The organism is Streptomyces phyllanthi (genome assembly GCF_009377205.1).
In the GTDB taxonomy this organism is placed as follows: Bacteria; Actinomycetota; Actinomycetes; order Streptomycetales; family Streptomycetaceae; genus Streptomyces; species Streptomyces phyllanthi.
The window spans coordinates 1-25,680 of the sequence record NZ_VJZE01000091.1; the positions used below are offsets into that span (position 1 = coordinate 1).

The window sequence follows — 25,680 nt, forward strand, 5'->3', positions numbered from 1 at the left end:
GGGCGGATCACGGGCGGGCTCGCCGCCGGGTTCGGTGAGCGCCGACCGGGTCAGGCCGCTGCGGACTCGCGGACGTTGTTCGCGTAGGCCGTACCGCCCGGAGCCAGGAACTCCATCATGTCCGGCGTCGGAGCACCGCTCGCGTGCTCCGCCTTCGCGGCGGCGGACGCCTCAGCGGAGAAGTTCTGCCAACGCCTCACGTCGGTGTTCAGGAGCCCTATGACAGGCAGCAGATGCGCTCCGGTCGACTCGGGGATTCCCAGGTGATCGGATTGCTCGTCGCCGAACGTACGCCGCAGCAGGCCATGGATGAGGTCGCCGTACTTCTCCTTGTCCATCAGCGCGCCGGGGCGGAAGGCGAGGCTCTCGGCCTGGGCGTCGACCATCGCGGACGTCAGGGCACGCGCGTTGTCGTCGGGCGGCGCGGTCGTCGAGTCCAGGAGGTCCAGCAGTCGGCCGGCGCTCTCGTCGTCGGTGATGTCCTGGTAGAAGGACGGGTCCAGTCCGAGCAGGTACGCGAGGTAGGACCAGTACGCATAGCGCTCCCGCTGCTCGTCGAGGGTGAAGTCGATGCCGATGGCCGAGAAGGCGCGAGACGGGGTGAGGGTGAAGTCGAGCCAGGTGCGGGCCGTGTCGACCTGACTGATGGGGATACCCCAGACAGCCGTGTCCCAGCCGTGCTTGAGGGCCGTGGCACGCACGCGGGCGTGGAGCAGGCGGACCTGAGCGGTGGCGGTATAGCCCGCCGCGCCTCGGCTCAGTCCACCCGGCTGGGTGGCGGCCACCGTCCACAGGCCCGTCTCGATCAGCCGCCGCGGAGCCATCTTCGTCAGCTGTCCGGTCTGCACCAGCAGGCGCGCGATGGCCGGGGAGGAGTAGGTGTGCGTCAGCGCGGCGGCGATCATGGAGAGTTCGAACCACAGCGGGGGCACGGACTGCGTCGCCACCTCGCCCCGGTCGACCATCGCCGGATCGACCCAGGACGGTACGGCCTCCAACTGCTCGAGGAAGGCCTTGATGCCCTTCGGGGGCTCCTCGCTCAGCTGCGCGAGGCCCTCGGCGAGTCCCGTGTTGAGGATCCGGCGTCCCTCCTTCCCCAGTTCGTCGAGCTCCGCGATCACGGCGTCTGCCAGCGGGTCCCCGGCCATGGCCATCTCGGCCATGTGATCGGCCTTCGCTCCGAAGCGGCGCCGGGCCTCCTCCAGATTGACCACCCGCTCGGGGATGAGGCCTGCGTTGTTGTTGGACATCTTTCGTCAGCTCCTTGGGAATGGGGGGCCGTCGGGTCATTGGCCTCGACGGGATGGGCGAGAAGCCCGTCCTCGGGGTCTGCTCCGTGGACAGGTGCGGATCGCGTCGTGAAGGCGGAACCCGTTCGCTCTGTTCACCGAAGTCCGGGAAGTTAATCCGACAGCTGTCAGTTTAAGTGGCTGGAGGTCCGTGTCAAGTCCGTGATCGTTGTTCGGAGACTTGGGACGGAGGATGCCTGGTGCCTCCACGCGGTTAGGATGCCTGGGTTTACCGCCATGACCGACCGCTCGGTTCAGCGATGGGCGGGCGGCCGTGAGGCCAGGTGAGAAGGAGAGGGCACGTGGCAGCCGAACCGACCACCACTCGTCGTCCGGGGCGTCCCGGTCGTGACACCGCCGCGCTGCCCGAGGAGCGGGACATCCTGCTCCGAGGGCTGGAGGCGTTCGCGGAACTGGGCTACGACCGCGCCTCCGCGCGTGAGCTCGCACGTCGTCTGGGGGTCAGCCACACGTTCATCAACGACCGGTACGGATCAAAGGCCGCCTTCTGGCGCGCGGTGGTCGACGCCGCGCTCGGGGCCCAGTTGGGGCGCCTGGCACCCATCGATCCCGGAGTGGACGACGAGGAGCTGATCCGGCGGTTCATCACGGACTTCTACCGGACCAGCATCGACGAGCCGAACATGGCTCGACTGATCGCGGACGAATCCTCACGGGACACCGATCGGCTGGACTACCTCTACCAGCGCTACTTCGAGCCGACCTTGGCCATCATCGCACCCAGATTCGAGAGCCTGGCGGCGTCCGGACGCATGGCCCGGATACCGGTGGACATTCTGTTCTTCGCCATCATCGGCCCCATTTCGGGCCTGGTGAGTGATCCCCTCACCCGTCGGCTGGCGCGCGGTCCCTGGCAGTCCACGAAGGAAGAGCGCCTGGACAGGGCCGAGACCCTGGCCTGCCTGGTGGTGGACGGCCTGATGGCCCACAGAGGCACGGACCGTCGTCGGCCGTAGTGAAGCACCGAAGCGTGGACCGTCGGCGTCGGCCGGTGAAGCACCGAAGCCGAGCCGCACACCGAACGCTTCGGCCACCTCGCCCGTACTGGTCACCCTGGGCCGTGGGCGCCGTCCTCCGTCACGCACCGCCGACGGATCGGAGGCGGCCGCGACTGCCTTCGACGCGGCGCTGCCCCCGGGCCGAACGCAGGCCTGGGCATTTCGCAACGGCGGCTGCCCGCAGGCCGGATCGCGCTCCTCGTCGTGGTCGGTTCGAACTGAAGCCGGAGACGAGCCGCGGGCCGGGACCCCGGCGGCATGTCGGCGCGCTCTGCGACGCCTTGTCGCGACGCCGTCCGCGAGGCGTCGGCCTGCATCGGTGTGACCCAGGGCCGGGTGGAGATCGCCTTCCCGCCGGCTGACGTGGGGCCTGCGGCCGACGCCCTTCGGGCCGTCGGGGCAACATTGACCCACCCTGTGGGCAGGGTCTCCTGTGAGTTGAGGGTGAAGGGCGGCGTACCCATCGGGTCGGACATGTGACCTCGTCGACCGGGGTGCCCGGCGCACGGTCGCGGTCATGCAGGTCACCCCCTCGCACGGAGTTGGCGACCGCAGGCCGGAAGGCCTCCTCGGGGACATGGCGTTGACGGACGACGCCCCCCCGCCCGGCCGCGCCGACATGCCGCGAAGACCGCAAGCGCCCTCCAAGGCAGATCGCGATATCAGTCATGAAACGGAACCTCGTCTCGGCGACATGGGCCATCTCACATACACCGGGGAGGCCGGTTTTCGCTTGACGGCTGTCAGATCAGAAGTAATCTGACAAATGTCAGGATGCTTCGAGGTGAGGGCTCCCGAACTTCGGACGATCACCGTCCGCACGTCAGGGTGGCGATGGCACCTGTGCTCGGACTCCCGATCAGGCAGAGCACCCCAGCGGGGATCCCCACTGCCGACCCTCACCCGTCTCCGGCCCCGTCCGTGACTCCGAAAGCATGCCCATGTCCTCTCAGTCGGATTCTCCTGTCGCCCAGCGCAGCGTCGGCCTGATCTTCGCGCTTGCCTTCTCGGGCGTCACCGTCGCAGTCATGTCCACGCTGCTGTCCCCCCTACTGCCACAACTTCCCGAGCTGTTGAGCACATCGGCCGACGACGCCGCGTGGTCGGTGACCGCCACGCTTCTGGCGGGCGCGGTCGCCACGCCGATCGCCGGATACCTCGGGGATCTCTACGGCAAACGGCGGATGGTTCTGATTTCCCTGGTCCTGCTCGTGGCCGGGTCGCTCGTCGCCGCCCTCAGCTCGACACTGGTCCTGATGATCATCGCGAGGACGCTTCAGGGCAGCGCTCTGGGGGTCATCTCGCTCGGCATGGGCATCATGCGTGATCGTGTCCCGCCACAACAGCTGAACCTCGCCATCGGGCTGATGAGCTCATCGCTCGGTGCCGGCGTCGCCCTGGGCCCGCCCCTCTCCGCGGTCATCGTCCAGTACACCGACTGGCACGTGGTGTTCATGATCACCGCCGGGCTGGGGGCAATCGCTGCCGCGCTTGTCCTTCGGTATGTCCCGGGACAGGACGTAGCCAGAGGCGGCCGCTTCGACTTCGTGGGCGCGTTCACTCTGTCCGCCGGTCTGCTCGCCCTGCTGGTCGCCATCTCCAAGGGCAGTGCTTGGGGGTGGGGGAGCACGCAGGTCATCGGATTGTTCGCCGCGGCCATGGTGGCCCTGGCGCTGTGGGTCGCCTTCGCACTGCGCGCACCGGCACCACTGGTGGACCTGCGCACAGCACGTCGGCCCGTGGTGCTGCTCACCAACATCGCGTCGCTGCTGGTGGGCTACGCGCTGTTCGCCCAGGCCATGGTGTTCCCACAGCTCCTGCAGCTGGACCCGGACTCCGGCTCGGGGCTGGGCCTGTCCGTACTCGCCGCCGGGCTTGCGGTGATGCCGGGCGGACTGATGATGATGGCTGTGTCTCCGCTGGCGGCCCGGCTGTCGGCCGCCCGGGGACCCAAGGTCTCCCTGATACTGGGTGCCGCCGTCAGCGGCGCCGGATACCTCGTCGGCCTGAACATGATGCACGCCGTGTGGCAGGTCGTTCTGACCAGTGTCCTGATCAACACGGGGATCGCGATCGCCTACGCGGCCATGCCCGCTCTCATCATGGGAGCCGCGCCGGCTTCCGAGAGCGGCGCCGCCAACGGATTCAACGCCCTGATGCGCTCCATCGGCACCTCCACCTCCAGCGCGGTCGCCGGCGTCGTACTCGCCCACACGAGCACTCAGTTCGACGGCATCCACACCGCACCCACCCTGACCGGTTTCCGCATCGTCTTCGCCATCGCCGCCGGCGCCGGACTCCTGGCCGTGCTCATCGGCTCTTTCATCCCGGCCCGTCGGCCGCCCCGGACGCCTCACACCCCGTCGCCTCCCGCGCCGTCAGCCACCCTGCCGACCGGTCCCGACCCGCGCTCGGAAACAGCAACTCCACCGGCCTGATCCGGCGCACGGTGGGCCAGGTCGCTTCGGCGTGCGGCTTCCTTGACGGTGTCGGGATCGTCGAACATGCCGCGGGCCGGTACCGCTCGTGCGCCTCGCGCTGTCGACGCGGATCCCGGCCGTAGTGGTCGAGTGGGGAAGCGCTGGGGCAGAGCGATTGGACGGGTAATGCACCACGCGCTGGTGAGGCGAATCATGTAACCGGTCCGTTGATGAAAGACATCGAGAACGAGTAATACGCCGAGTTCCGGGCGAGGCCGCCCGGCGACCGCGAACGCCTCAGTCGGCAGCTACGCGAGCACCGCGTCCGTGAACCGTGTCCACTCCTCGACCGTTCGTTGCCCGAAGTGGCCGAACGCACGCGACGACGACGTCCCGGTCCGGTACGGCGCCTTGGAGCCCGGATCTCGAACCCGAGCCCCCACCTGGAGTTCTGGTGCCCTTAGCCCGGCAGCACGCCCGTCGGGCCCGGGCGGTGCACTGTCACCGCCGCCGCGCCTGTACGCGGGTCCAGCGGTCGGCGACGTCCCCCCGCCTCCCGTCGGGGGTGCCTGCGCCTCGGCAGCGAACCGCACGAGATCGTCGACAGTGGAGACACTGTCCTCGCCTGGGACCCGTCGAGGAAGGCGGATGTCACTCCCAGCGGCTCGACGACCGCCTGTCGCGTTCCCCTTCCGCAGGCAGAGGGCGGTGAGAAGGACGCGCTCCTTGTCGCCGATCCCCAAAGCGAAGGCGGCTCGTGTCGGCCGTGGGGGTTCGTCGGTGCCCGGCTGGATCGCTCGGCAGTCGCGGAGCTCCGAGATTCAACTTGACATGTGTCAGATTAGGAAATTAATCTGACACATGTCAGGAAGCGACTCCGGTGCGAGAGGCGCCGCGTGACCTGGCCCCGTTCCACAGGACTGTTCCGAGAAGTCGTGGTGGATCAGCGGAACGGCCACGGCTCTCGCGTCAACTCCCGGCTGATGCCGGGCACCGGAGTCCGCTCCGCCCGGCTCGTACCCCAAGGGGAAGAATCATGAGCGACACCAAGAGCACGGTCCTCAAGGCCGCCGCCGAACTCCTCGGCGACAAGGACCCTTCCGCCGTCGACCGCTGGATCGCGGTCGACTACAAGCAGCACAGCCCCACCGCGGGTGACGGTCGCGAGCCGCTGCGCCAGCTGGTGGCCGGACTGCCGGAGGGCTTCCGCCACGAAGTCGTCCGGGTCATCGCCGACGGCGACACGGCCGCCGTGCACGGCATCTACCACGGCGTCGGCCCGGTCCCGCTCGTCGCGTTCGACGTCTTCCGGCTGAACGCCGACGGCCAGGCGGCCGAGCACTGGGACGCCCTGGCCCCGCAGCTCGAGAACACCGTCTCCGGCCGCTCCCAGACCGACGGTCCCACCGAGCCCACCGACCTGGACAGGACCGAGGCCAACCGGGCCCTGGTGACGGAGTTCGCGGAGAAGGTCCTCGTCGGCGGCGACCACTCGGCCCTGACCGACTACATCTCCACCGAGACCTGTCACCAGCACAACCCCGAGGCCGCCGACGGACTCGACGGCTTCGCCGCCGCCGCGGCCAAGTGGGCCGAGCAGGGCAAGCCCCTCTCCCACAAGAAGGTCCACCAGGTCATCGCCGAGGGCGACCTCGTCCTGGTGATGTCCGAGGGCGAGTTCGGCGGACCGGTCGCCTGCTACAACCTGTTCCGCGTATCCGACGGCAAGATCGTCGAGCACTGGGACGTCATGATGCCCGTCCCCGCCGAACTCCCCCACGACAACGGCCTGTTCTGACCGAGCTGACGCGGTCGACGAGCCCGTCGGCGGGGCCCGGTCACGAGCGACGCGACCTACGCGCCACCGAACCGCGGTAGCGGCGGTCGGCCGACCCGGGGCCCAGTCCGTGAGAACCGTCGCCGACGCCGGCCGATACGTCGACTGACAGCTCGGTGTCAGGTGGGCTGACAACGTGCCCGACAGGCCGGCCGACTGCCCGGCGACACGGAAGGAGTGCCGTGAGCAGGGCGAAGAGGCCGGCCCCGGCCGCGGTGCCGAATTGCCCCGCCCTGTCGGCGTATCCAGCCGATTCACATCACCTTCGAGCACGCACCCGCGTTGTCCGCTGAGCGCGCGCCGGTGCGTGGGTCGACTCCGACATTTTTCGAACGCCCGGGTTGTCCGGGGCGTAAGCCTGTACGCATTGAAGGGACTCTCATGCAGACCAAGACGATGAAGGCGGCGCAGATCCACCGGCAGGGACCGCCGGAGGTGCTCGTCTACGAGGACGTGCCCGTACCCGAGGTCCATGCGGGCGATGTGCTCGTCCGCAACGAGGCCGCGGGCATCAACTTCGCCGACATCGAGCGCCGCCGCGCCGGCTACTACCCGGTGCCAGTGACCAGGTTCCCCTCCATTCTCGGCGGCGAGTACGCGGGAGAGGTCGTCGCGGTGGGCGACGGAGTCACCGACGTCAAGGTCGGTGACAGGGTCTTCGGGATCATCGACGTCAAGGGGGACGGCTGTTACGCCCAGTACGTCAAGGCGCGGGCCGGCGACGTGTACCCGTTGCCGGACGGCATCTCGCCCGCCGACGCCACCGCGCTGCTGATCCAGGGGCTGACGGCGTACTTCCTCATCCGTGACGGAGTACGGCTCGCCAAGGACGACTCCGTCCTGATCCTCGCCGCGGCCGGCGGTGTCGGCTCCCTCGCCGTGCAGATCGCGCGGATCCTGGGCGCCGGCCGGATCATCGGCGCTGCCAGCACACCGGAGAAGCGACGCTCGGTCCTCGACCTGGGCGCGGACGCCGCCATCGACTACACCGAGCCGGGGTGGCACGAGGAGGTGCGGCGCCTGACCGACGGCTGGGGTGTGGACGGGGCGCTGGCCGCCGCCGGCGGCGAGGTGTTCCGCGAGACGCTGGCCGGCCTCGCGCCCCGCGCCCGGGTGGCGATCTTCGGGGGCGCCAACGGGGAGTTGCCGGGCGTTGATTTCGCGGCCGAGATGAGCCAGGGCCGGCTCGCGATGAACCAGACGGTGGGCTTCTTCAATCTGCGCTACTACGAGGCCCACGCCCGCGCCGAGATGAGGCAGGCTCTCGCCGAACTGGCCGAGTACGTCCGCAGCGGGCGCCTGCGACTCGACCACGGTCGGCAGCTGCCGCTGTCGGAGGCGGCTGAGGCACACCGCCTGATCGAGACCCGGCAGACCACGGGCAAGGTGGTCCTGTTGCCTTGGGCGGACTGACTGGCATCCGGCCACGGCGGGTGGCCGGTACGGCATGAGTTCGGCTTCGCCAATGCCGACAGGGTCTCGATCGTCCAGCCCTGAGGAGCGCCGACGTGCCCGGAGTGGCCGCGGAGGGGTCTCACGACACCTTCGCGGCCTCGTCGCCGGCCCGGGTGCCGCCCGGAACAGCTGATCCAGGCGACACAGCCCGGTCCACCCCCCGTCCCGCCCCGCTGTGATCGGCGCCTCGGATACGCACGAGTCGCCCCCTCGTCTCCGGGCTGCAGCGGGGCCATGGCGCCCGAGCATGACACGTGTGAGTGCGGGCGCCGCGCATCGGCCTCGGGGCCGGAGCGGCGCCGCGCCCTTTCAAGCCGGTGGGTTTCCCGGCGTGGGCCGGGCAGGCGTACGTCTGACGACTGTCAAGTAAACTGTGTGTGGGTCTTGAAAGGTTCAGACGCAGGTCATGCAGGTGGTGGAGGTACCGGTGGGAGCACGAGTCGGATCTGGTCGACGTCCGGGACGCCCCGGCGCGGGCACCCCCGCCGTGCCCGAGGAGCAGAAGATCCTGCTGCTCGGTCTGGAGGCGTTCGCGGAACTGGGCTATGACCGGGCCTCGGCCCGCGAGCTGGCCCGCCGTCTCGGCGTCAGTCACAACTTCATCAATGACCGGTACGGCTCCAAGGCGGCCTTCTGGCGTGCGGTGGTGGACTTCGCTCTGGGGGCGCAGCTGGCTCATCTGCCGCAGGAGGACCCGTCGATCGACGACGCCGAACGCCTGCGCCGGATCATCACCAGCCTGTATCTGACCGCGGTCGATACCCCTCAGCTGGGACGCCTCTTCGTGGACGAACTCTCCCGCGACACCGAGCGGCTGGACTACATCTACGAGCACTACATCGCGCCCACCCTGCGAATCCTGGAGCCCAGCATCGAGCGGCTCGTGGCCTCCGGGCGCATGGCGCCCATCCCGATGGACGTACTCTTCTTCGCGATCATTCCGCCCATCGCCGGAATGGTGGAAGTATCGCTGGCCCGGCGCCTGGGCAGGCCCGACCCGGCCACCCCGGAACAGCTCGCAGCCACCGCGAACTCACTCGCGACGCTGGTGATCAACGGCCTTCTGACGACGAACACGGACAGCCGCAGCTGAGTACGATCCGGCTGCGGCCTCCCCACGGCTCCCGCGTCATCCGCGGTCGTGCCCATTCGCGGATCTGACCGCATTCCTCGCTCAGTGGACCGGCAATTGTCACGGGGAGGGGCGGCCGGGCTACAGCCAAATCTCCTACCAGGGAAAGACACAGCTTATCCACCGTGTGGTGTTCAGGCTGCTGGTTGGGGGAATTCCGGAAAGCTTCCAGGTGCGCCATGCCGATCCTTGGGGACGGCACTACACGCTTTGTCGCAACCCGGACCACCTGGAAGCCGTGCCGAAGAAGGAAGCCTTGCGGCGCGGGAACTGGGAGAACGCGCGAGCCGGGAGGACGCACTGTCCCCACGGCCACGCGTACACGCCGGAGAACTCGTATCTGGATCCCCGAGGTTTCCGGCAGTGCCGGACGCGTCGCGCCGAGAGGATCAAGAGCCGCCGGGTTCCCCCGGCCGTGTGAGACTTCGTGATACGTGAGAGGGTCTGAGGCGTGAGTGAGACACCACCGAACACCCTGCAATACCGCTTTGACGGGCCAGAAGACGCCCCAGTCCTGATCTTGGGTCCCTCACTTGGTACCACCTGGCACATGTGGGACCGTCAGGTCCCGGAGCTGGCCAAGCAGTGGCGGGTCTTCCGGTTCGACCTGCCGGGGCACGGGGGCGCGCCCGCGTACCCGGCCGGTTCGGTCGCCGAGCTGACCACCCGGCTGCTCGCCACCCTGGGCGGGCTCGGGGTGCAGCGCTTCGGCTACGCCGGCTGCGCGCTCGGCGGCGCCGTCGGTATCGAACTCGCGCTGCGCCACCCCGAGCGCCTGGCCTCGCTGGCGCTGATCGCGGCCTCGCCCCGCTTCGGCACGGCCGACGAGTTCCGCCAGCGCGGAGTGATCGTACGGACGAACGGTCTCGACCCGATCGCCCGTACGTCACCCGAGCGATGGTTCACCGGAGGGTTCGCGGCCGCGCAGCCCGCGATCACCGAGTGGGCCGTGCAGATGGTGCGCACCACCGACCCCGGCTGCTACATCACGGCCTGCGAGGCGCTCGCCGCGTTCGACGTACGGGCCGAGCTCGGCCGTGTCGGAGTGCCGACCCTCGTCCTCGTCGGCTCCGACGACCAGGTCACCGGGCCCGCCGAGGCCCGCACGCTGGTCGCCGGGATCCCCGACGCCCGCCTCGCCGTCGTGCCCGGCGCCTCGCACCTCGTCCCCGTCGAGCAGCCCGCCGCGGTCACGGACCTGCTCGTACGGCACTTCTCGTCGGCCTGGCAGCCCGCGTACGGCTCGACGACGGGCCAGATGGCGATCCCGGCCACCCCGGCCAAGCCGGTCCTCACCGCCGTGCCGCCGCAGTCCGGGCCCGTCGCCGAGATCGCCCCGGCCGTGGACCGGTCCGAGCCCGCGAGCAGGCCGGATCCGTACGACGCCGGGCTGAAGGTGCGCCGCGAGGTGCTCGGCGACGCGCACGTCGACCGGGCGATGGGCTCGGCGGACGCCTTCTCCGCGGACTTCCAGGAGTTCATCACCCGGTACGCGTGGGGCGAGATCTGGAACCGGCCGGGCCTCGACCGCCGCTCCCGCAGCTGTGTCACCCTCACGGCGCTGGTCGCGGGCGGACACCTCGAAGAGCTCACGTTCCACATCCGTGCCGCCCTGCGCAACGGCCTCACCCCGGTCGAGATCAGGGAGGTGCTGCTCCAGGCGGCCGTCTACTGCGGCGTACCGGCGGCGAACAGCGCGTTCAGAGTGGCCCAGGAGGTCATCCGCGAGGAGACCACGCCGCAGGAGTGAGCCCCGGCCGTACGAGAGGGGCACGATGGACCCATGAAGCTCACGAAGAAGTCGCACGCCTGTGTCCGCCTCGAGAAGGACGGGCAGACGCTCGTGCTCGACCCCGGGGGATTCAGCGAGGAGGACGCCGCACTCGGAGCCGACGCCCTCCTCGTCACGCACGAGCACCCCGACCACTTCGACGAGTTCCGGCTGCGCGCCGCGATGGAGAACAACCCGGCCGCGCGGATCTGGACGCTCAAGGCAGTCGCGGACAGGATCTCGTCGGCGTTCCCGGGCCGGGTACACACCGTCGGCCACGGCGACACCTTCTCCGCCGCCGGGTTCGACGTGCAGGTCCACGGTGAACTGCACGCCGTGATCCACCCGGACATCCCGCGCATCACCAATGTCGGCTACCTCATCGACGACGGCCGTGTCTTCCACCCCGGCGACGCCCTCACGGTCCCCGACCACGCCGTGGAGACCCTGATGCTCCCCGTCATGGCCCCCTGGAGCAAGATCTCCGAGGTCATCGACTACGTCCGTGAGGTCGGGCCACAGCGCGCCTACGACATCCACGACGCGCTCCTCACCGACCTGGCCCGTCCGATCTACGACCGCCAGATCGGTGCGCTCGGCGGCTCCGAACACCTGCGGCTGGCAGCGGGGGAGTCCGCGCAGCTGTGACGGAGACCGGGCGGGAGGCGTTGTCGGACCCGCCCGGTAGGTTGTGGGCCATGCGCATCGCGACCTGGAACGTGAACTCGATCACCGCCCGCCTGCCCAGGCTCCTGGCCTGGCTGGAGAGCAGCGGCACGGACGTGCTGTGCCTGCAGGAGGCCAAGATCGCCGAGGAGAGCTTCCCGTTCGACCAGCTGCGCGAGCTGGGGTACGAGGCGGCGGTCCACGCGACCGGCCGGTGGAACGGCGTGGCGGTGATCTCGCGGGTCGGCCTGGAGGACGTCGTCAAGGGCCTGCCCGGCGACCCCGGCTACGACGGAGTCCAGGAGCCCCGAGCCGTCTCCGCGACCTGCGGCCCGGTCCGGGTCTGGTCGGTGTACGTGCCGAACGGCCGCGAGGTGGACCACGCCCACTACGCGTACAAGCTCCAGTGGTTCGAGGCGCTCAAGGCGGCCGTCGCGGGCGACGCGGAAGGCAGCCGCCCGTTCGCGGTGCTGGGCGACTACAACGTGGCGCCGACGGACGACGACGTCCACGACGTGGCCGCCTTCGAGGGCCTCACCCACGTCACCCCCGCCGAGCGCGCGGCCCTCGCCGCCCTGCGCGAGACGGGCCTGACCGACGTGGTCCCGCGCCCTCTCAAGTACGACCACCCGTTCACGTACTGGGACTACCGCCAGCTCTGCTTCCCCAAGAACCGCGGGATGCGCATCGACCTCGTGTACGCCAACAAGGCGTTCTCGAAGGCCGTGAAGGACGCGTACGTGGACCGCGAGGAGCGCAAGGGCAAGGGCGCGTCGGACCACGCGCCGGTCGTGGTGGACCTGGAGGTATAGCCCTCACACACCCCACGGCGGCCGACGCGCGACCCCTCCTACAGCAACCTCAGATCCACCGACTCGGCCAGCGCGGCGAGCCCCGCGTCCCCCGGATGCAGATGGTCCCCGCTGTCGTACGCGGGCAGCATCCGCGAGGGACGCTCGGGGTCCCGCAGCACAGCGTCGAAGTCGAGCACGCCGTCGAACTCCTCGGAACCTGCACCCCGGATCCACGTGTTCACCTCGACCCGCTCCGCGTCGGCCGCCGCCGTGCACCGGGCCTCGCCCTCGCACGGCGCGATCGTCGCCGCGAGCACGCGCAGCCCCCGCGCGTGTCCCCGGGCCGCGACCTCCCGCAGCCCGGCGATGACCTGCCCCGAGGCAGCGCCCCAGCGGACGTCGTTGACGCCCTCGAACACGACGACGGTACGGGCGGAGGTCTGGGCGAGGACATCGCGGTCGAACCGGTGCAGGGCGCTGACCCCGCCCGTGCCGGCCGACACCCCGTCGCCGGGATAGACATCGGTGACCACACGGTTCGCCGAGATCCCGTGGTTGAGGACCCCGTAGTGCGGAACCGCGCTCTGGCTCCGCAGCCGCCCGGCCAGCACGTCCGGCCAGCGGCGGTTCGCGTCCGGCGTGGACTTGTCGCCGTCGGTGATCGAGTCGCCGAGCAGCACGAGGGACCCCGGTCCGCCGCCCACGTCCACACCGGCCAGCAGCGGCCACGAGGTGATCGTCGAGGTGTACGCCTCCGCCGAGCCGTCGCGCGCGTGGTCGCCCGGTTCGCTGACGTACGACGTCTGCCACGCGAGCCGGTGCACGGGCGCCGCCGTCACCGTCCCCGGCAGATGGAAGCTCACCAGGAGGTTGGCGCCCGCGGGCACCCGGAAGCCGAGCGGATCGCTGAACGCCTGTGCCCCCGCCGGGATGCCGGTCCCCTTGGCACCCCGGAAGGTGAGCGGCACGGGGGCGCTCCGCGTGGCCGCCCCCTCCGCCTGTACGGCCACCGTGGCGCTCCCGATCCGCACCGGCGCCGCCGCGAAGGTGTTGTCGAGCCGGATCCGCACCCGGGGCCCGCCCACCGAGGTGTGCACCACGAGCCGCAGCGTCCGGTCGGTCCACGGCCCGACGGCCGTGTAGCCGGAGGCGGAGGCGGCCCAGGTCCCGGTCCAGCCGGGGGTCGTGGGCCGTACCGACAGCGCGAAGACGTGCAGGGACCGGTCGCGTGGCAGCGACACCGACGTGACCTCGCGGCCCCGCGCGAGCGGCACGGTCACGACGTACAGCCGTGCCTTCTCGGCGAGTTGGCCACCGGACGTGTTGATGTGCGGCAGCGCCACGGCCTTGGTGGCGAGCGGGCCGGTGCGCCAGTCGGAGGCGGTCAGCCGGTACGTGGAGTGGGTGCCGTTCGCGTACCGAACCGTGCCGGTGCCCCCCACCGCGTCACATTGCTCCGCCTCCGGGGCGCTCCCGCCGGTGTCGAGAGCCTGACCGTGCTCAGCCCTTCGGGCCTCCGCGCGCTCAGTCTCTCGACACCGGCGCGCCCCTGCGGCTCCGCCCGTCCCCGTGACGAGGAACGCGAGCGCGTCGCCGCGCCCCCGCACCCGTACGGACTGACCGTCGGCGCGAACGTTGTCGGGCTCGCCCGCCGCCCGGCGGGGCCAGGTCAGCGAGGCGCCCTGAACGGTCAGCGAACGCCCGGGAGTCCAGCCCGCACCCGCCAGGTCCTGCGCCGACAGCGAGGCGCCGGAGCCGTCGAAGTCCGCCTCCCCGGGCCGTGCGTCGTCGCTGACCGCCCTGTTGTCGAAGAGCCGCTCCAGCGGCAGCGGTCCGCCGGAGGCGGTCGTCGCGGCCCGGGCGGACGCCACGGGCGTGACCGCCGCCAACAGGCCGAGCACCACTGCCGTACCCCACACACGTCGGCGCACTCCCGACCCCTCTCCCTGACCATCGAAGTGACAGCTGCGCCTGAAGCTAAGGAGGCGTCAGAAAGCCGTCAATGAGGCAGGCGCAAACTCGTGGCGAACACGGTGGGAACATCGGAGCGAACTCCCCGGGAACGGGCGGCCCCGCGCGCCTGTGGTGCACCTGGGTGTGCGAATGTCACGCTGGCCGTATGGACATCCCTTTCCTCGGCAACTGGCGCAAGAAGCACGGGCCCGCCTCCGATGTCGCGGTGGTCTCCGGCGGCGGCGACCACGAGGGGATCGCGGACCTCCTGTCCGAGTGCGAGTTGTTGCGCTCGCACACCGACGAGGCGGGTGTCGAACTCGACGACTCGGCCGCCTCGTTGGAGGAGCTCGACCAACTCCTGCCGCGCTGGCGCGACGACGAGGAGACCCTGCCGTGGCTGGGGAACGACGCGGGGTGCTACCTCGGCACCGTCATCGTGCGCACGGTACCGGGAGCGGGCTGGGCCATCCCGCCGGACGGGCAGCCCGTGGTGCGGCTTGCCTCGGGCCGTGAGATCGACGTGGTCGACGCAGGCCGCACCTGGGCGGCCAGCGGCGCACCTGAACTCTCCCAGCTCTACGCCGAGGTGGCGGAGGGATAGGGCCTTCCTCATCAGAAGGCCCCAGGCCCCAGGCCCCGTGCCGGGCGTCCTCGTACGGTCGAACACCCCACCACCGTCCGGCAGTCGGTCGACTAGGATGGGCCGTTCACCCCTGGGCGGTATGGGACCGCAGGGGGAGGGCAGCAGCTCACAAGGCCAGGCCCGCCCGGTGGCAGCCGGAGATCACTGCTCGCGCAGCGGTACGGACACATAGGAGGGATCGTGCCGCGGTGAGGAGAAGGTCAGCTGTGCGCCGGACGGGTTGTGCTCGATGTAGAGCGGGTCGACCGTGTCGACGACCAGGGCCAGACGGTGCCCTGCCGGAACGTCGTAGGCCGTGGAGAACAGCTCCAGGTCGACGCCGAACGGCTTGCCGGGCGTCCGCCCGTGGAAGGTGTACGGCGCGTTGCTGACCAGCTTGCCGAGGCCGAGCGGCCCCACGTCGTAGAGGTACGCGACGAGGGTGCCGCTCTCCTTGGTGCTGGTGACCGTGGTGTGCAACTTCGCGGTGCCGCGCACCTGTTGGGCGGTCGCGTACTTCTCCGACTGCCATACCGCCGCCCAGCGGCGGGGCAGCAGCGGGATCGACGCCATCGGGGGCACCCGGGCCACCTGGTCGAGGACGCTGGACAGGAAGATGGTGCCGCCGTCCGCGCCCGAGTTGACGTTCGTGTGGATCGTGGAGGTGTCGGTGAGGGCGATCTTCCTGCTCGTCGCGCTCACGGACTTCCAGTCCGGATAGCCCTCGTAGCCGCCCGAGGAACGGGACTTGAGGCGCACGGGCTGCTCGCGGTCGATGCCGTTGTCCTCGCCCTTGAGGTAGTGGCCGAACCAGCGCCGGGTGTCGCTCCACACGTCGCCCGGTACGCCGAGCAGTCCGGGGATCTCGTTGGTGCCGTGGTCCCCCGGGCGCAGTTCCAGTCTCCTGGGGCCGGTCAGCTTCTCGTAGAAGTCGGCGTACTGGTTGGGCGGGAAGATCGTGTCGCCCCAGGCGTTGGCCAGCATGACGGCCGTGCCATTGGCGTTGATCTTGTCGACATAGGTCGTGGGGGAACGTTTCTTCCCCCAGGCGATGATGTCCTGCTCCTTGTCCAGGTTGGAGGCGAAGAAGTCCTTGAAGATCTGCTGGAGTTCGGGGCTGGGGCGGCCGGTGACCTGCCCGGCGACGTTCAGCAGGGCGGCCGCCTGGGAGTGCTGGGTGCGGCCCGAGTAGATCGAGTCGATGAGGTCCGCCCAGCCGCTCAGCGCGGCGACGGCCTTGACGCGCTTGTCGTGCGCGGCGGCGAGCAGGCTGATGCCGGCGCCGTACGACAGACCGGCCATGCCGACCTTCCGTTCGTCGGCCGGGGTGTTGGCCAGCGCCCAGTCGATCACCTTGGAGGCGTCGGCGATGTCGGGCGGACCGGCCACCTCGATGTAGCCGCCGGACTGCCAGAAGCCGCGCACGTTGTAACTGACGACGACATAGCCGGCGTCGGCGAGCTTTTGGGCCTGGGCCAGATACTCGACCTGCGGGAGGCCCCAGCTCGTGGGCAGCACGAGGAGCGGGTAGGTGCGGGAGCCGTCGGCGCCGACGGGGGTGACAACGTTGGCCTTGAGGACGGTGCCGCCGTCGCCGGTGATGTCGACGAAGCGGACGGCGGGGTCGGCGGCGCGGGCGGCCGGGGCCAGACCGAGGAGCGTTCCGGCGACGAGAGTCGCCGAGACGGCACCGGCGGCCGACGTGCGCAGGGCGGTGCGGCGGTGTCCCACGGGTCACTCCTCTACTCGTGTCAATAGAAAGTGACCCGACGGTAACCGCAGCCCCTTACCGGAAGTAACCCGTCGGTAAGTTACGTGCTGGTAACGATCGTTGGAAAGTGCTGAAAGACTGTTGAAATCTAGGAGGCGCGGTGGGTGTTGTGCGAAGGAGCCGTCGGGATCGCCGTCTGGGCCGCCTTCGTCACGTCGGCCACGAGTTCGACCACGTCCGGGCCGTACGCCTGTGAGTTCACGACCTTCAGCAGCAGCGCGAAGGTCCTGTCGCCGTGCTTGCGGGAGAGTCTCTCGTGGTTGCGGGCCAGATAGCGGGTCGCCGCCTGGGTGGTGATCGCGCGCTGGCCGCAGAAGAGGAAGACCGGGCGGGTCTTGTGCCCCTGGTCCGCGGTGAGCCGGGCGAGGAGGACGTACTCGTTGCGGCCCGGCTCCAGCCGGTACTGCTCCTTGCCGATCAGGAAGGCGCCCCGGTCCGGGCCTGGTTCGGGGTCGGAGTTGACCTGTATACCGGGCAGCAGCGAGGACAGATGGGCCGCCATACGGCGGTTCGGGGCCGGATGCCCGACGCAGAACTCCGTACGCTCCCCGAACCCCTGCTGGGTCGCGTCGTGCGCGACGATCTGCGCGCTCGCGCCGCAGTCCTTGATGAGCGCGGAGAGTTCGAGCAGCGCGGACACGTCATGGCGCGTCACCGTCAGGTCGGGGCCGCCGCCCGCCTCGCGGTTGACCACGAGCAGGGACTCGGCGTTGTCGGGCAGCCCGAAGAAGGCCTGCTTGCGGTGGAGCTTCCGCTTCCACAGGTACGTCCGGGCGATCCAGCCGAGTGTGGCGCCGATGCCCGCCACGATCACGCCCAGGACGAGGGTGCGCACGTCGTCATTCATGGGCGCGCATGCTAGCGGGCGCCCCCGGAGGCTGTCCGGCCCCTGTGCGTGGTAACCCTGACGCGCCCATGGCAACCGCGTTACGCTGCGCAGACGGTCGATCGACTGGAGGTAACGGATGGCTCGCCCTGTCGCACGGAGACTGGCGGTTCTGGCGGTTTCGGCCGCGGTGTTGTCGGTGGGGGCGGCGCCGCCCTCGGCCGGGAAGACCGAGGCGCCCGTGACGGCCGACGAGAAGGTGCCCGTGGCCGTCGGCTACGGCGGTGCCGTCGCGAGCGTCGACGCGGACGCCTCCGCCGCCGGGATCGAGGTCCTGCGCAAGGGCGGCAACGCGGTCGACGCGGCGGTCGCCACCGCCGCCGCCCTGGGCGTCACCGAGCCGTACTCGGCGGGCATCGGCGGAGGCGGCTACTTCGTCTACTACGACGCCAAGTCCCGCACGGTGCACACCATCGACGGCCGCGAGACAGCGCCGCTGACCGCCGACGAGAACCTGTTCGTGGAGAACGGCCAGGCGGTCCCCTTCGCCGAAGCGGTCTCCAGCGGGCTGAGCGTCGGTACGCCGGGCACGCCCGCCACCTGGGACGCGGCGCTGGACAAGTGGGGCAGCGAGCGGCTCGGCACGCTGCTGAAACCCGCCGAGCGGCTCGCCCGCGACGGGTTCACCGTCGACGCGACGTTCCGCTCGCAGACCGCGTCCAACGAGACCCGGTTCCGGTACTTCCCGGACACGGCGGAGCTGTTCCTGCCGGGCGGCCGGCTGCCCGTCGTCGGCTCCACCTTCAAGAACCCCGATCTGGCGCGTACGTACGAGGAGCTGGGTCGCAAGGGCGTCGGTGCCCTCTACCGGGGCAGGCTGGCCCGGGACATCGTCGACACCGTCCAGGAGCCCCCGGTGGACCCGGCCTCGGGCTGGAAGGCCCGCTCCGGCGACCTGTCGCTGAAGGACCTCTCCGCGTACCGCACGAAGCGCCAGGCGCCCACGAAGACCTCGTACCGCGGACTCGACGTGTACGGGATGGCGCCCTCCTCGTCGGGCGGCACGACCGTCGGCGAGGCGCTCAACATCCTCGAGGGCACGGACCTGTCCAAGGCGAGCGACGTCCAGTACCTGCACCGCTTCATCGAGGCAAGCCGGATCTCGTTCGCCGACCGCGGGCGCTGGGTGGGCGACCCGGCCTTCGAGGACGTACCGACGAAGGAACTGCTGTCGCAGAAGTACGCCGACTCGCGCGCGTGTCTCATCAAGGACGACGCGGTGCTGACCAGCCCGGTCGCGCCGGGTGACCCGCGCGATCCGGCGGCGTGCGGGACCGGTGGCACGGCCGCACCGACGACATACGAGGGCGACAGCACGACCCACCTCACAGCGGCGGACAAGTGGGGCAACGTCGTCTCGTACACGCTCACGATCGAGCAGACCGGCGGCAGCGGTATCACGGTCCCCGGCCGTGGTTTCATCCTCAACAACGAGCTGACGGACTTCTCCTTCACCCCGGCCAACCCGGCCGTCCACGACCCGAACCTGCCGGGTCCGGGCAAGCGCCCGCGCTCCTCGATGTCGCCGACGATCGTGCTGGACGAGCACGGCAGGCCCGTCGTGGCGCTCGGCTCTCCCGGCGGCGCGACCATCATCACGACCGTGCTGCAGACGCTGACCGGGTTCCTCGACCGCGGCCTCCCGCTGGTCGACGCGATCGCCGCACCCCGCGCCAGCCAGCGCAACCAGACCACCACCGAACTCGAACCGGGCCTGTGGAACAGCCCGCTGAAGGCCCGGCTGGAAGCCATCGGCCACGGCTTCCGCCAGAACCCGGAGATCGGCGCCACGACGGGCGTCCAGCGCCTCCCGAACGGCAAGTGGCTGGCCGCCGCGGAGACGGTACGACGCGGGGGCGGGTCGGCGATGGTGGTGCGGCCCGTGCCGTAGCCGTGGCGGCCGGGCGCGCGACGTGACCGGGGGTCGGTTGGTGCGGGGGGGCGTGACTGAGGCCGGCCGGCGCCGGGCCGGCCGGCCTCATCCGGTAGCGGTTTGTGCCGGGCCTGGGCTCGGGGCCATCCGATGCCGGGGACTGAGGCCGGCCGGTCGGTGCCGGGCCCGGCCGTTCGTCGTGGACATCATCAGTGACGCACGGGCGGCCGGGCGAGCAGATCCGGGGCGGGCCGCGCCGCGGGCGTGCTCCGACGCGGCTGATGCCGGGTGTGAAGGGCACGCCTGACGTCGCCCGAGACGTCCGGGGGCCCTGGTACCCGGGTGCGGCTGGGGACAGGCGGCTTCGAGCCGGCCCCCGGTGCCCGGTGCCGGGCTCGGCCCCGGACGAGGGGTACCCCGGGGGCCCTGGTACCCGGAGGGCCCCGGCACCCGGATCAGCCGGGGCCGATCAGCCGGGGCCGGTGTCGCGGACGGGACCTGCGCCGGGGTCGGCGGTGGCAGTGCCCGAGGCCGGCGCGGGTGGTGCCGTGGACGTGTCGAACGTCAGCCGTCCGTCCCCGGTGTCCACGACGACCCGGCCCCCCGTCCTGATCCGGCCGTCCAGGAGCAGGCGGGAGAGCTGCTTGTCGACCTCTCGCTGAATCGTGCGGCGCAGTGGGCGGGCGCCGTATTCGGGCTCGTGGCCGTGGTGTGCCAGCCAGTCGACGGCGCGGTCGGTGAACTCGATCGTGATGCCCTGGGCGTGCAGGCGGCGCCGGGTGCGCTCCAGGAGCAGGTCGGTGATGCGGCGCAGCTGCTCGGGGGTGAGCTGCCGGAAGACCACGATCTCGTCGACGCGGTTCAGGAACTCGGGCCGGAAGTGCTCACGCAGCGGGCGCAGGATCCGCTCGCGCCGGGCCTCCTCGTCGGCCTCGGCACCGCCCGCCGCGAAGCCCAGTCCGGCGCCGCGCCGGGTGATCGCCTCGGAGCCGAGGTTGCTGGTCATCACGATGACGGTGTGGGTGAAGTCCACGGTGCGGCCCTGGGCGTCGGTGAGCCGGCCGTCGTCGAGGACCTGCAACAGGATGTTGAACACGTCCGGGTGGGCCTTCTCCACCTCGTCCAGCAGGAGCAGCGAGTACGGGTGCCGGCGCACGGTCTCGGTGAGCTGACCGGCCTCCTCGTGGCCCACGTAACCGGGCGGGGCGCCGACCAGGCGGCTCACGGTGTGCCGTTCCTGGTACTCGCTCATGTCCAGCCGCACCATCCGGTCCTCGCTGCCGAACAGCGCCTCCGACAGCGCGCGGGCCAGCTCCGTCTTGCCCACGCCGGTCGGGCCGAGGAAGAGGAAGCTGCCGATCGGCCGGTCGGGGCTGGCGAGCCCGGCGCGTGAGCGCAGGATCGCGTCGGACACGGCGCTCACCGCCTCGTCCTGCCCGATCACCCGCTGGTGGAGGTGGTCCTCCAGGCCCAGCAGCCGGTCCTTCTCCTCCTGCGTGAGGCTGCTGACCGGGATGCCGGTCTGCCGGGAGACCACCTCGGCGATGTCCTCGGCGGTCACCTCCAGATGCTGTCCCTCGACGTCCTCCGGGAGCGCGCCCCCGGCGCCGCCGACCTTCTCCTTCAGCTCGGAGATACGGTCGCGCAACTGCGTGGCCTGCTCGTACTGCTCGCTCGCGACCGCCTGGTCCTTGTCCCGGGTCAGCTGCTCGATCTCGCGTTCCAGGGCCCGTGTGTCGGTGCCCTTCGTACCGGCCCGCAGCCGTACGCGGGCGCCCGCCTGGTCCATCAGGTCGATGGCCTTGTCCGGCAGCTGCCGGTCGGCGAGATAGCGGTCGGACAGCTCCACCGCCGCCATCAGCGCCTCGTCGGCGTAGCGGACCTGGTGGTGGGCCTCGTAGCGGTCGCTGAGGCCGCGCAGGATCTCCAGGGCGTCCCCCGTGGACGGCTCCGGCACCATGACCGGCTGGAAGCGGCGGGCCAGGGCCGCGTCCTTCTCGATCCTGCGGAACTCCTCCAGCGTCGTGGCGCCCACGATGTGCAGCTCGCCGCGCGCCAGGGCGGGCTTGAGGATGTTGCCCGCGTCCATCGAGCTGCTCTCCCCGGCTCCGGCGCCGACGACCGTGTGTAGTTCGTCGATGAACACGACCAGCCGGTCGGAGTGTGCCCTGACCTCGTCGACGATGTTCGTCAGCCGCTCCTCGAAGTCGCCCCGGTAGCGGGTGCCGGCGACCACGCCCGACAGGTCCAGGGCGACCACCCGGCGCCCCGCGAGGATGTCGGGCACGTCCCCGTCGGCGATGCGCTGGGCGAGACCCTCCACGATCGCGGTCTTGCCGACACCCGCCTCACCGATCAGGACCGGGTTGTTCTTGCCGCGCCGGGACAGCACCTCGATCGTCTGCTCGATCTCCTCGCCCCGGCCGATGACGGGGTCGATACGGCCCTGTCGCGCGAGGTCGGTCAGATCGCGGCCGTACTTGTCGAGCGTCGGCGTGGGGGCCTGGGGCGGCCGGTCGGGGCGCGTCTGCACACTGCCCTGGAGGCCGGCCGCCGACGGCTCCGGGGCCTCGGGCGGCAGCGGGGCAGGGGTGAACCGGGCGGCGTTCAGGATGTGCCCGGCAGCCGAGTCCGGGTTGGCCGCCAGGGCGCTCAGGACATGCTCGGGGCCGATGTAGCCGGCGCCCCTGGCCCGGGCCAGCTCGTGGGCGTCCAGCAGGGCTCGCTTGACCGCGGGGGTCAGGGACAGCGACGCGGGCGCCGGCCCGTCGCCCTCCTGCTGCCCCGTGGGGCCGGTCCGCTCGTCGATCTCCTCGGCCAGCTCGTCGGGATCGGCGCCGGAGCGGGCCAGCAGACTCCGGGTCGGCTCGATCGCGACGGCGGCCCGCAGCAGATGCTGGGTGTCGAGGTCGGTGCTGCCGTGGTCGGCCGCGTACGTGGCCGCGTCGGCGACCAACTGCCGGGCCTGCCGGCTCATCAGCCGCCCGATGTCGACGCGCTGCTGGGGGCGCGGCCCGCCGAAGAAGCGTGCGAAGAACTCTCCGAGGGGGTCCGGGCCGTAGCCCTGCGGACCGGGAAACCCGCTGGTCATGGCCATCCGTTCCGGGGCCCGCGGCCGGTTTCGCGGCCGGCCCCGGGCGCCCTCGCCGATCGACGTGCTCGTTCGGCACGCGAGTGCCCGGCCACCCCGGAGTTACACCTGCTGCCCCTGGTGCCGGGGTGGTGTCGCTCCTGGTGCCGGGGTGGTGTCGCCCCTGGTGTCAGCGCGCCCCCGGACGGCCGACCGCGGTCGCGGACCAGGTGTACTCGATCTCGTCGAGTTCGATGCCCGGGGCAACGGTGGCCGGGCGCTCGGCGGTGACGACGCCGCCCTCGCGTTCGTAGAAGGCGATCGCGCGGACGTTCCCGCTCAGCACCTCCAAGTACACGTCCCGGCCCGGGTGTTCGGCCGCCGCCCAGGCGAAGCCCCGGTGCAGCAGGCCGTGCCCGATACCGGTGCCGACCCGGCCCGGGCGGACATGCAGGTTCTCCACGTACAGGCGGCCGTCCGGGACCGTGACGAGGTGGATGAAACCCAGCAGCTCGTCGCCCTCCTCGGCCAGCAGCAGCCACCGCCCGGACGGCTCCGCGGTGCGCTCCCGCCACTGGGCGCGGTGCTCCTCGGGCAGCGAGCCGCTCAGATACTCGGCGGGCATGAGACCGGCGTACGCACTGCGCCAGCTGGCTGTGTGCAGTGCGGCGACCCGGTCGGCGTCGGAGGGGGTGCCGTTCCTGTAGAGCATGCGGAAGGGTATCCCGGCCAAGCCCGGCAAGGGCCGCGGGGAGCCGCGCGACCAGCCACGACGAGCCCGCGGCTCGGAACCGGCTGTACCTGCGGCGGTGGGTGGCTCCGTCGTTACGAGCCCGCGGTTCGAAACCGGCCACGCTTGCGGCGGTGGGTGGCTCCGTCGTAACGAGCACGCGGCTTGGGACCGGCCGTACCTACGGCGGTGGGCGGCTCCGCCGCAAAGAACCCGCAGCCGAAACGGACCGCACCCCCGACGGCGCCCTACCGCTCCGTCAGCACGCGCGGCCCCGCCTCCGTGATCGCCACCGTGTGCTCGGCGTGGGCCGCCCGTGAGCCGTCGTTGGTGCGCAGGGTCCAGCCGTCCGGTGCCTCGTGGTAGCCGTCGGTGCCGCCGCCGATGAGCATCGGCTCGATGGCCAGCACCATGCCGTGACGCAGCCGCAGGCCGCGGCCGGGACGGCCCTCGTTCGGCACCGGAGGGTCCTCGTGCATACGGCGCCCGATACCGTGGCCGCCGAAGCCCTCCGGGATGCCGTACCCGGCCGCGCGGCACACCGAGCCGATGGCGTGCGCGATGTCTCCCATCCGGTTTCCGGCCACCGCGGCGGCGATGCCCGCCGTGAGGGCGCGCTCGGCCGTCTCCACCAGCCGCAGGTCGGCCGCGCGCGGGCGGCCCACGACGAAGCTGATCGCCGAGTCGCCGACCCAGCCGTCCAGCTCCGCGCCGCAGTCGATGGAGACCAGGTCGCCGTCGCGCAGCCGGTAGGCCGTGGGGATGCCGTGCACGATCGCGTCGTTGACCGAGGCGCAGATCACCGCCGGGAAGGGCGTGGGCGCGAAGGAGGGGCGGTAGCCGAGGAACGGCGAACGGGCGCCCGCCTGGCGCAGTACCTCCCGCGCCACCTCGTCCAGTTCGAGCAGCGAGACCCCCACCGCCGCGCTCTTCCGTACCGCCGTGAGCGCCCGCCCGACGACCTGCCCCGCCTCGTACATCGCGTCGATCGACGCGTCCGTCTTCAGTTCCACCATGCCAATTACTATACCGCCTACCCCCAATTACTATACCGGTGAAGCCGGTCGCCGCGATGATCCACCCGATGAGGCGCCCGGTATTAGAATGGGTCCATGGTGCGCACCCCCCTGACCCCGGAAGAGCGCGAACGCGGCGAGCGACTCGGGCGGTTGCTGCGTGAGGCCCGTGGCGCTCGGAGCATGGCGGAGGTCGCCGCGGCCGCCGGGATCTCCGCGGAGACCCTCCGCAAGATCGAGACCGGCCGCGCCCCGACACCGGCCTTCTTCACGGTGGCGGCGCTGGCTCGGGCCCTCGGCCTGTCCATGGACGAGCTCGCCGGGCAGTGCGTGCTGGTCGGCACCTGAAAGCGGCCTCGGGGCCTGACTCACCTCCCGGGCCGGGTCTGGAAGGGTTCACGCACAGGTGCTTCCCCGTGTCGCGGAGCGCAGTGCGCCCAGTCTGAAAAGTTCTCGTAGCCCTCCTGTAACACGGCTGGTGTTTTCTACAGAACCGGAGTGTTTCATTCGGGCGGGGGTCATGCGATGGCGGTGCATCAACTCCCGCGTGAGGTGCGGGAGTTCGCAAGCTACTTCAACAAGCTGCTGACGCGTCTCGACCCCGGCACCGGCTGGTGCGCCGTGTTCTGGCAGCGGGACCCCGACGGTATGCGCGCCTGCCTCGACGGCTGGGAGGTCCCGCCCTGGGACGTGGTGGAGGCGCTCCTGCAGGACCTCGCCACCGGGTACGGCCCCGCGGCCGCCGCCCAGGAGGCCGAGCGCGCCCGGGTTCTGCACCAGGCCTCGCTCACCGCCCACGACTCCCGGCCCGGCGCCCGTGAGGCCCTCGCCGACCGCCTCGACGCCATGCTCCGTGAACAGCACCACTCCTCCGAGCGCGCCGCCGAACTGTCCCACCGGCTCCAGTCGGCCGCCACCCGGGAGGAGGCCGACTCCCTCCGCCTGGATCTGGCCTGGGCCCACGACGACCACCAGCGTGCCACGGCCCGCTGTGCCGAGCTCCGCGCCCGTATGGAGGAGCTCGACCGCCGCGCCCCGCGGACCACCTCCCCGCAGGACGCGTCGCACTTCCGGGACGACGACGCCGAATCCGTCTTCCGGGTACCGGTACGCGGCGGCCGTGCCCAGGACCTGTGGGGGGACCAGGGTCATACACGTGACGGCGGCACACACGACGGCCGTACGCATGACGCCCGCGCACATGACGCCCGCGCACACGACGCCCGCACACATGACAGCCGTACACACGACGCCCGCACGGAAGACACCGAAGTGGCGGCTCGTGCCGGCGGTCACCCGAACCAGACCTTCGACCCGACCGACCCCTTCCTCCTGGACCCGCAGGACCGGAACGCCACCGGACACGACAGCGC

19 protein-coding genes and 2 pseudogenes are annotated in these 25,680 nt (G+C 71.0%); 13 read left to right on the forward strand and 8 right to left on the reverse strand.

From position 1 onward, the window contains the following. Positions 1-50: 50 nt before the first annotated feature. Positions 51-1,250, reverse strand: a complete 1,200-nt coding sequence (locus tag FNH04_RS15765; protein WP_152784645.1) for an oxygenase MpaB family protein — start codon at positions 1,248-1,250, stop codon at positions 51-53. Between the two features lie 341 nt (positions 1,251-1,591). Here FNH04_RS15765 and FNH04_RS15770 point away from each other — a divergent pair, with 341 nt between their 5' ends. Then, the gene (locus tag FNH04_RS15770) at positions 1,592-2,266 is read left to right on the forward strand and encodes a TetR/AcrR family transcriptional regulator (RefSeq protein ID WP_322723132.1); all 675 of its coding nucleotides are present in this window, start codon (positions 1,592-1,594) and stop codon (positions 2,264-2,266) included. 983 nt (positions 2,267-3,249) lie between these two features. Continuing rightward, positions 3,250-4,746, forward strand: a complete 1,497-nt coding sequence (locus tag FNH04_RS15775; RefSeq protein ID WP_228031401.1) for an MFS transporter — start codon at positions 3,250-3,252, stop codon at positions 4,744-4,746. A gap of 290 nt (positions 4,747-5,036) precedes the next feature. Here FNH04_RS15775 and FNH04_RS47600 read toward each other — a convergent pair. After that, positions 5,037-5,410, reverse strand: a pseudogene (locus FNH04_RS47600) (serine hydrolase); the annotation flags it as partial. 354 nt (positions 5,411-5,764) lie between these two features. On the opposite strand from FNH04_RS47600, the gene FNH04_RS15785 reads away from it, so the two are divergent. The 7 genes from FNH04_RS15785 to FNH04_RS15810 all read left to right on the forward strand — a co-directional run bounded on the left by FNH04_RS15785 (position 5,765) and on the right by FNH04_RS15810 (position 12,401). Then, entirely contained in the window at positions 5,765-6,526 is a 762-nt protein-coding gene (locus tag FNH04_RS15785) for a nuclear transport factor 2 family protein (RefSeq protein WP_152784649.1), read from the forward strand. A 420-nt stretch (positions 6,527-6,946) separates the two neighbouring features. Next, the gene (locus FNH04_RS15790; protein ID WP_228031402.1) at positions 6,947-7,978 is read left to right on the forward strand and encodes a quinone oxidoreductase family protein; all 1,032 of its coding nucleotides are present in this window, start codon (positions 6,947-6,949) and stop codon (positions 7,976-7,978) included. A gap of 469 nt (positions 7,979-8,447) precedes the next feature. Then, positions 8,448-9,113, forward strand: coding sequence for a TetR/AcrR family transcriptional regulator (locus tag FNH04_RS15795; protein WP_322723133.1), 666 nt, complete (start codon positions 8,448-8,450; stop codon positions 9,111-9,113). A gap of 166 nt (positions 9,114-9,279) precedes the next feature. Continuing rightward, positions 9,280-9,573: a hypothetical protein gene (locus FNH04_RS49400; protein ID WP_386574010.1), complete on the forward strand. Its 294-nt coding sequence runs from the start codon at positions 9,280-9,282 to the stop codon at positions 9,571-9,573. A 30-nt stretch (positions 9,574-9,603) separates the two neighbouring features. Beyond that, positions 9,604-10,902 carry a bifunctional 3-oxoadipate enol-lactonase/4-carboxymuconolactone decarboxylase PcaDC gene (gene pcaDC / locus FNH04_RS15800; RefSeq protein ID WP_322723134.1) on the forward strand — a complete coding sequence of 433 codons (1,299 nt, stop codon included), beginning with the start codon at positions 9,604-9,606 and terminating at the stop codon, positions 10,900-10,902. A gap of 33 nt (positions 10,903-10,935) precedes the next feature. Beyond that, positions 10,936-11,571, forward strand: coding sequence for an MBL fold metallo-hydrolase (locus FNH04_RS15805; protein WP_152784653.1), 636 nt, complete (start codon positions 10,936-10,938; stop codon positions 11,569-11,571). Between the two features lie 50 nt (positions 11,572-11,621). Beyond that, positions 11,622-12,401 carry an exodeoxyribonuclease III gene (locus FNH04_RS15810; protein ID WP_152784655.1) on the forward strand — a complete coding sequence of 260 codons (780 nt, stop codon included), beginning with the start codon at positions 11,622-11,624 and terminating at the stop codon, positions 12,399-12,401. A 38-nt stretch (positions 12,402-12,439) separates the two neighbouring features. Here FNH04_RS15810 and FNH04_RS15815 read toward each other — a convergent pair whose 3' ends face one another. Next, positions 12,440-14,314: an SGNH/GDSL hydrolase family protein gene (locus FNH04_RS15815; RefSeq protein WP_322723135.1), complete on the reverse strand. Its 1,875-nt coding sequence runs from the start codon at positions 14,312-14,314 to the stop codon at positions 12,440-12,442. Between the two features lie 188 nt (positions 14,315-14,502). Between FNH04_RS15815 and FNH04_RS15820 the strand changes: the two genes are divergently transcribed. Continuing rightward, positions 14,503-14,940 (forward strand): DUF6278 family protein, encoded by a 438-nt coding sequence (locus FNH04_RS15820; RefSeq protein WP_152784657.1) that lies wholly within the window; start codon positions 14,503-14,505, stop codon positions 14,938-14,940. Positions 14,941-15,123: 183 nt separating this feature from the next. On the opposite strand, the gene FNH04_RS15825 is transcribed toward FNH04_RS15820, so the two are convergent. Then, the gene (locus FNH04_RS15825; RefSeq protein WP_322723136.1) at positions 15,124-16,692 is read right to left on the reverse strand and encodes an alpha/beta fold hydrolase; all 1,569 of its coding nucleotides are present in this window, start codon (positions 16,690-16,692) and stop codon (positions 15,124-15,126) included. Positions 16,693-16,820: 128 nt separating this feature from the next. Continuing rightward, entirely contained in the window at positions 16,821-17,579 is a 759-nt protein-coding gene (locus FNH04_RS15830; RefSeq protein ID WP_152784659.1) for a hypothetical protein, read from the reverse strand. A 118-nt stretch (positions 17,580-17,697) separates the two neighbouring features. Here FNH04_RS15830 and ggt point away from each other — a divergent pair, with 118 nt between their 5' ends. After that, positions 17,698-19,509 (forward strand): gamma-glutamyltransferase, encoded by a 1,812-nt coding sequence (ggt, locus tag FNH04_RS15835; protein WP_152784661.1) that lies wholly within the window; start codon positions 17,698-17,700, stop codon positions 19,507-19,509. Between the two features lie 451 nt (positions 19,510-19,960). Here the strand turns inward: ggt and FNH04_RS15840 are convergent, their stop codons facing one another. The 3 genes from FNH04_RS15840 to map all read right to left on the reverse strand — a co-directional run bounded on the left by FNH04_RS15840 (position 19,961) and on the right by map (position 24,307). Beyond that, a complete protein-coding gene (locus FNH04_RS15840; RefSeq protein ID WP_194236696.1) occupies positions 19,961-22,582 on the reverse strand; it encodes an ATP-dependent Clp protease ATP-binding subunit in 2,622 nt (873 codons plus the stop codon). A gap of 169 nt (positions 22,583-22,751) precedes the next feature. Next, entirely contained in the window at positions 22,752-23,273 is a 522-nt protein-coding gene (locus FNH04_RS15845) for a GNAT family N-acetyltransferase (protein WP_152784665.1), read from the reverse strand. 266 nt (positions 23,274-23,539) lie between these two features. Continuing rightward, positions 23,540-24,307 (reverse strand): type I methionyl aminopeptidase, encoded by a 768-nt coding sequence (map, locus tag FNH04_RS15850; RefSeq protein WP_152784667.1) that lies wholly within the window; start codon positions 24,305-24,307, stop codon positions 23,540-23,542. 96 nt (positions 24,308-24,403) lie between these two features. On the opposite strand from map, the gene FNH04_RS15855 reads away from it, so the two are divergent. Both FNH04_RS15855 and FNH04_RS47605 read left to right on the forward strand, forming a co-directional pair. Further along, on the forward strand, positions 24,404-24,655 hold the full coding sequence (locus tag FNH04_RS15855) for a helix-turn-helix domain-containing protein (protein ID WP_152784669.1): 252 nt from the start codon (positions 24,404-24,406) through the stop codon (positions 24,653-24,655). Between the two features lie 177 nt (positions 24,656-24,832). After that, a pseudogene (locus FNH04_RS47605) lies at positions 24,833-25,680 on the forward strand (hypothetical protein); the annotation flags it as partial.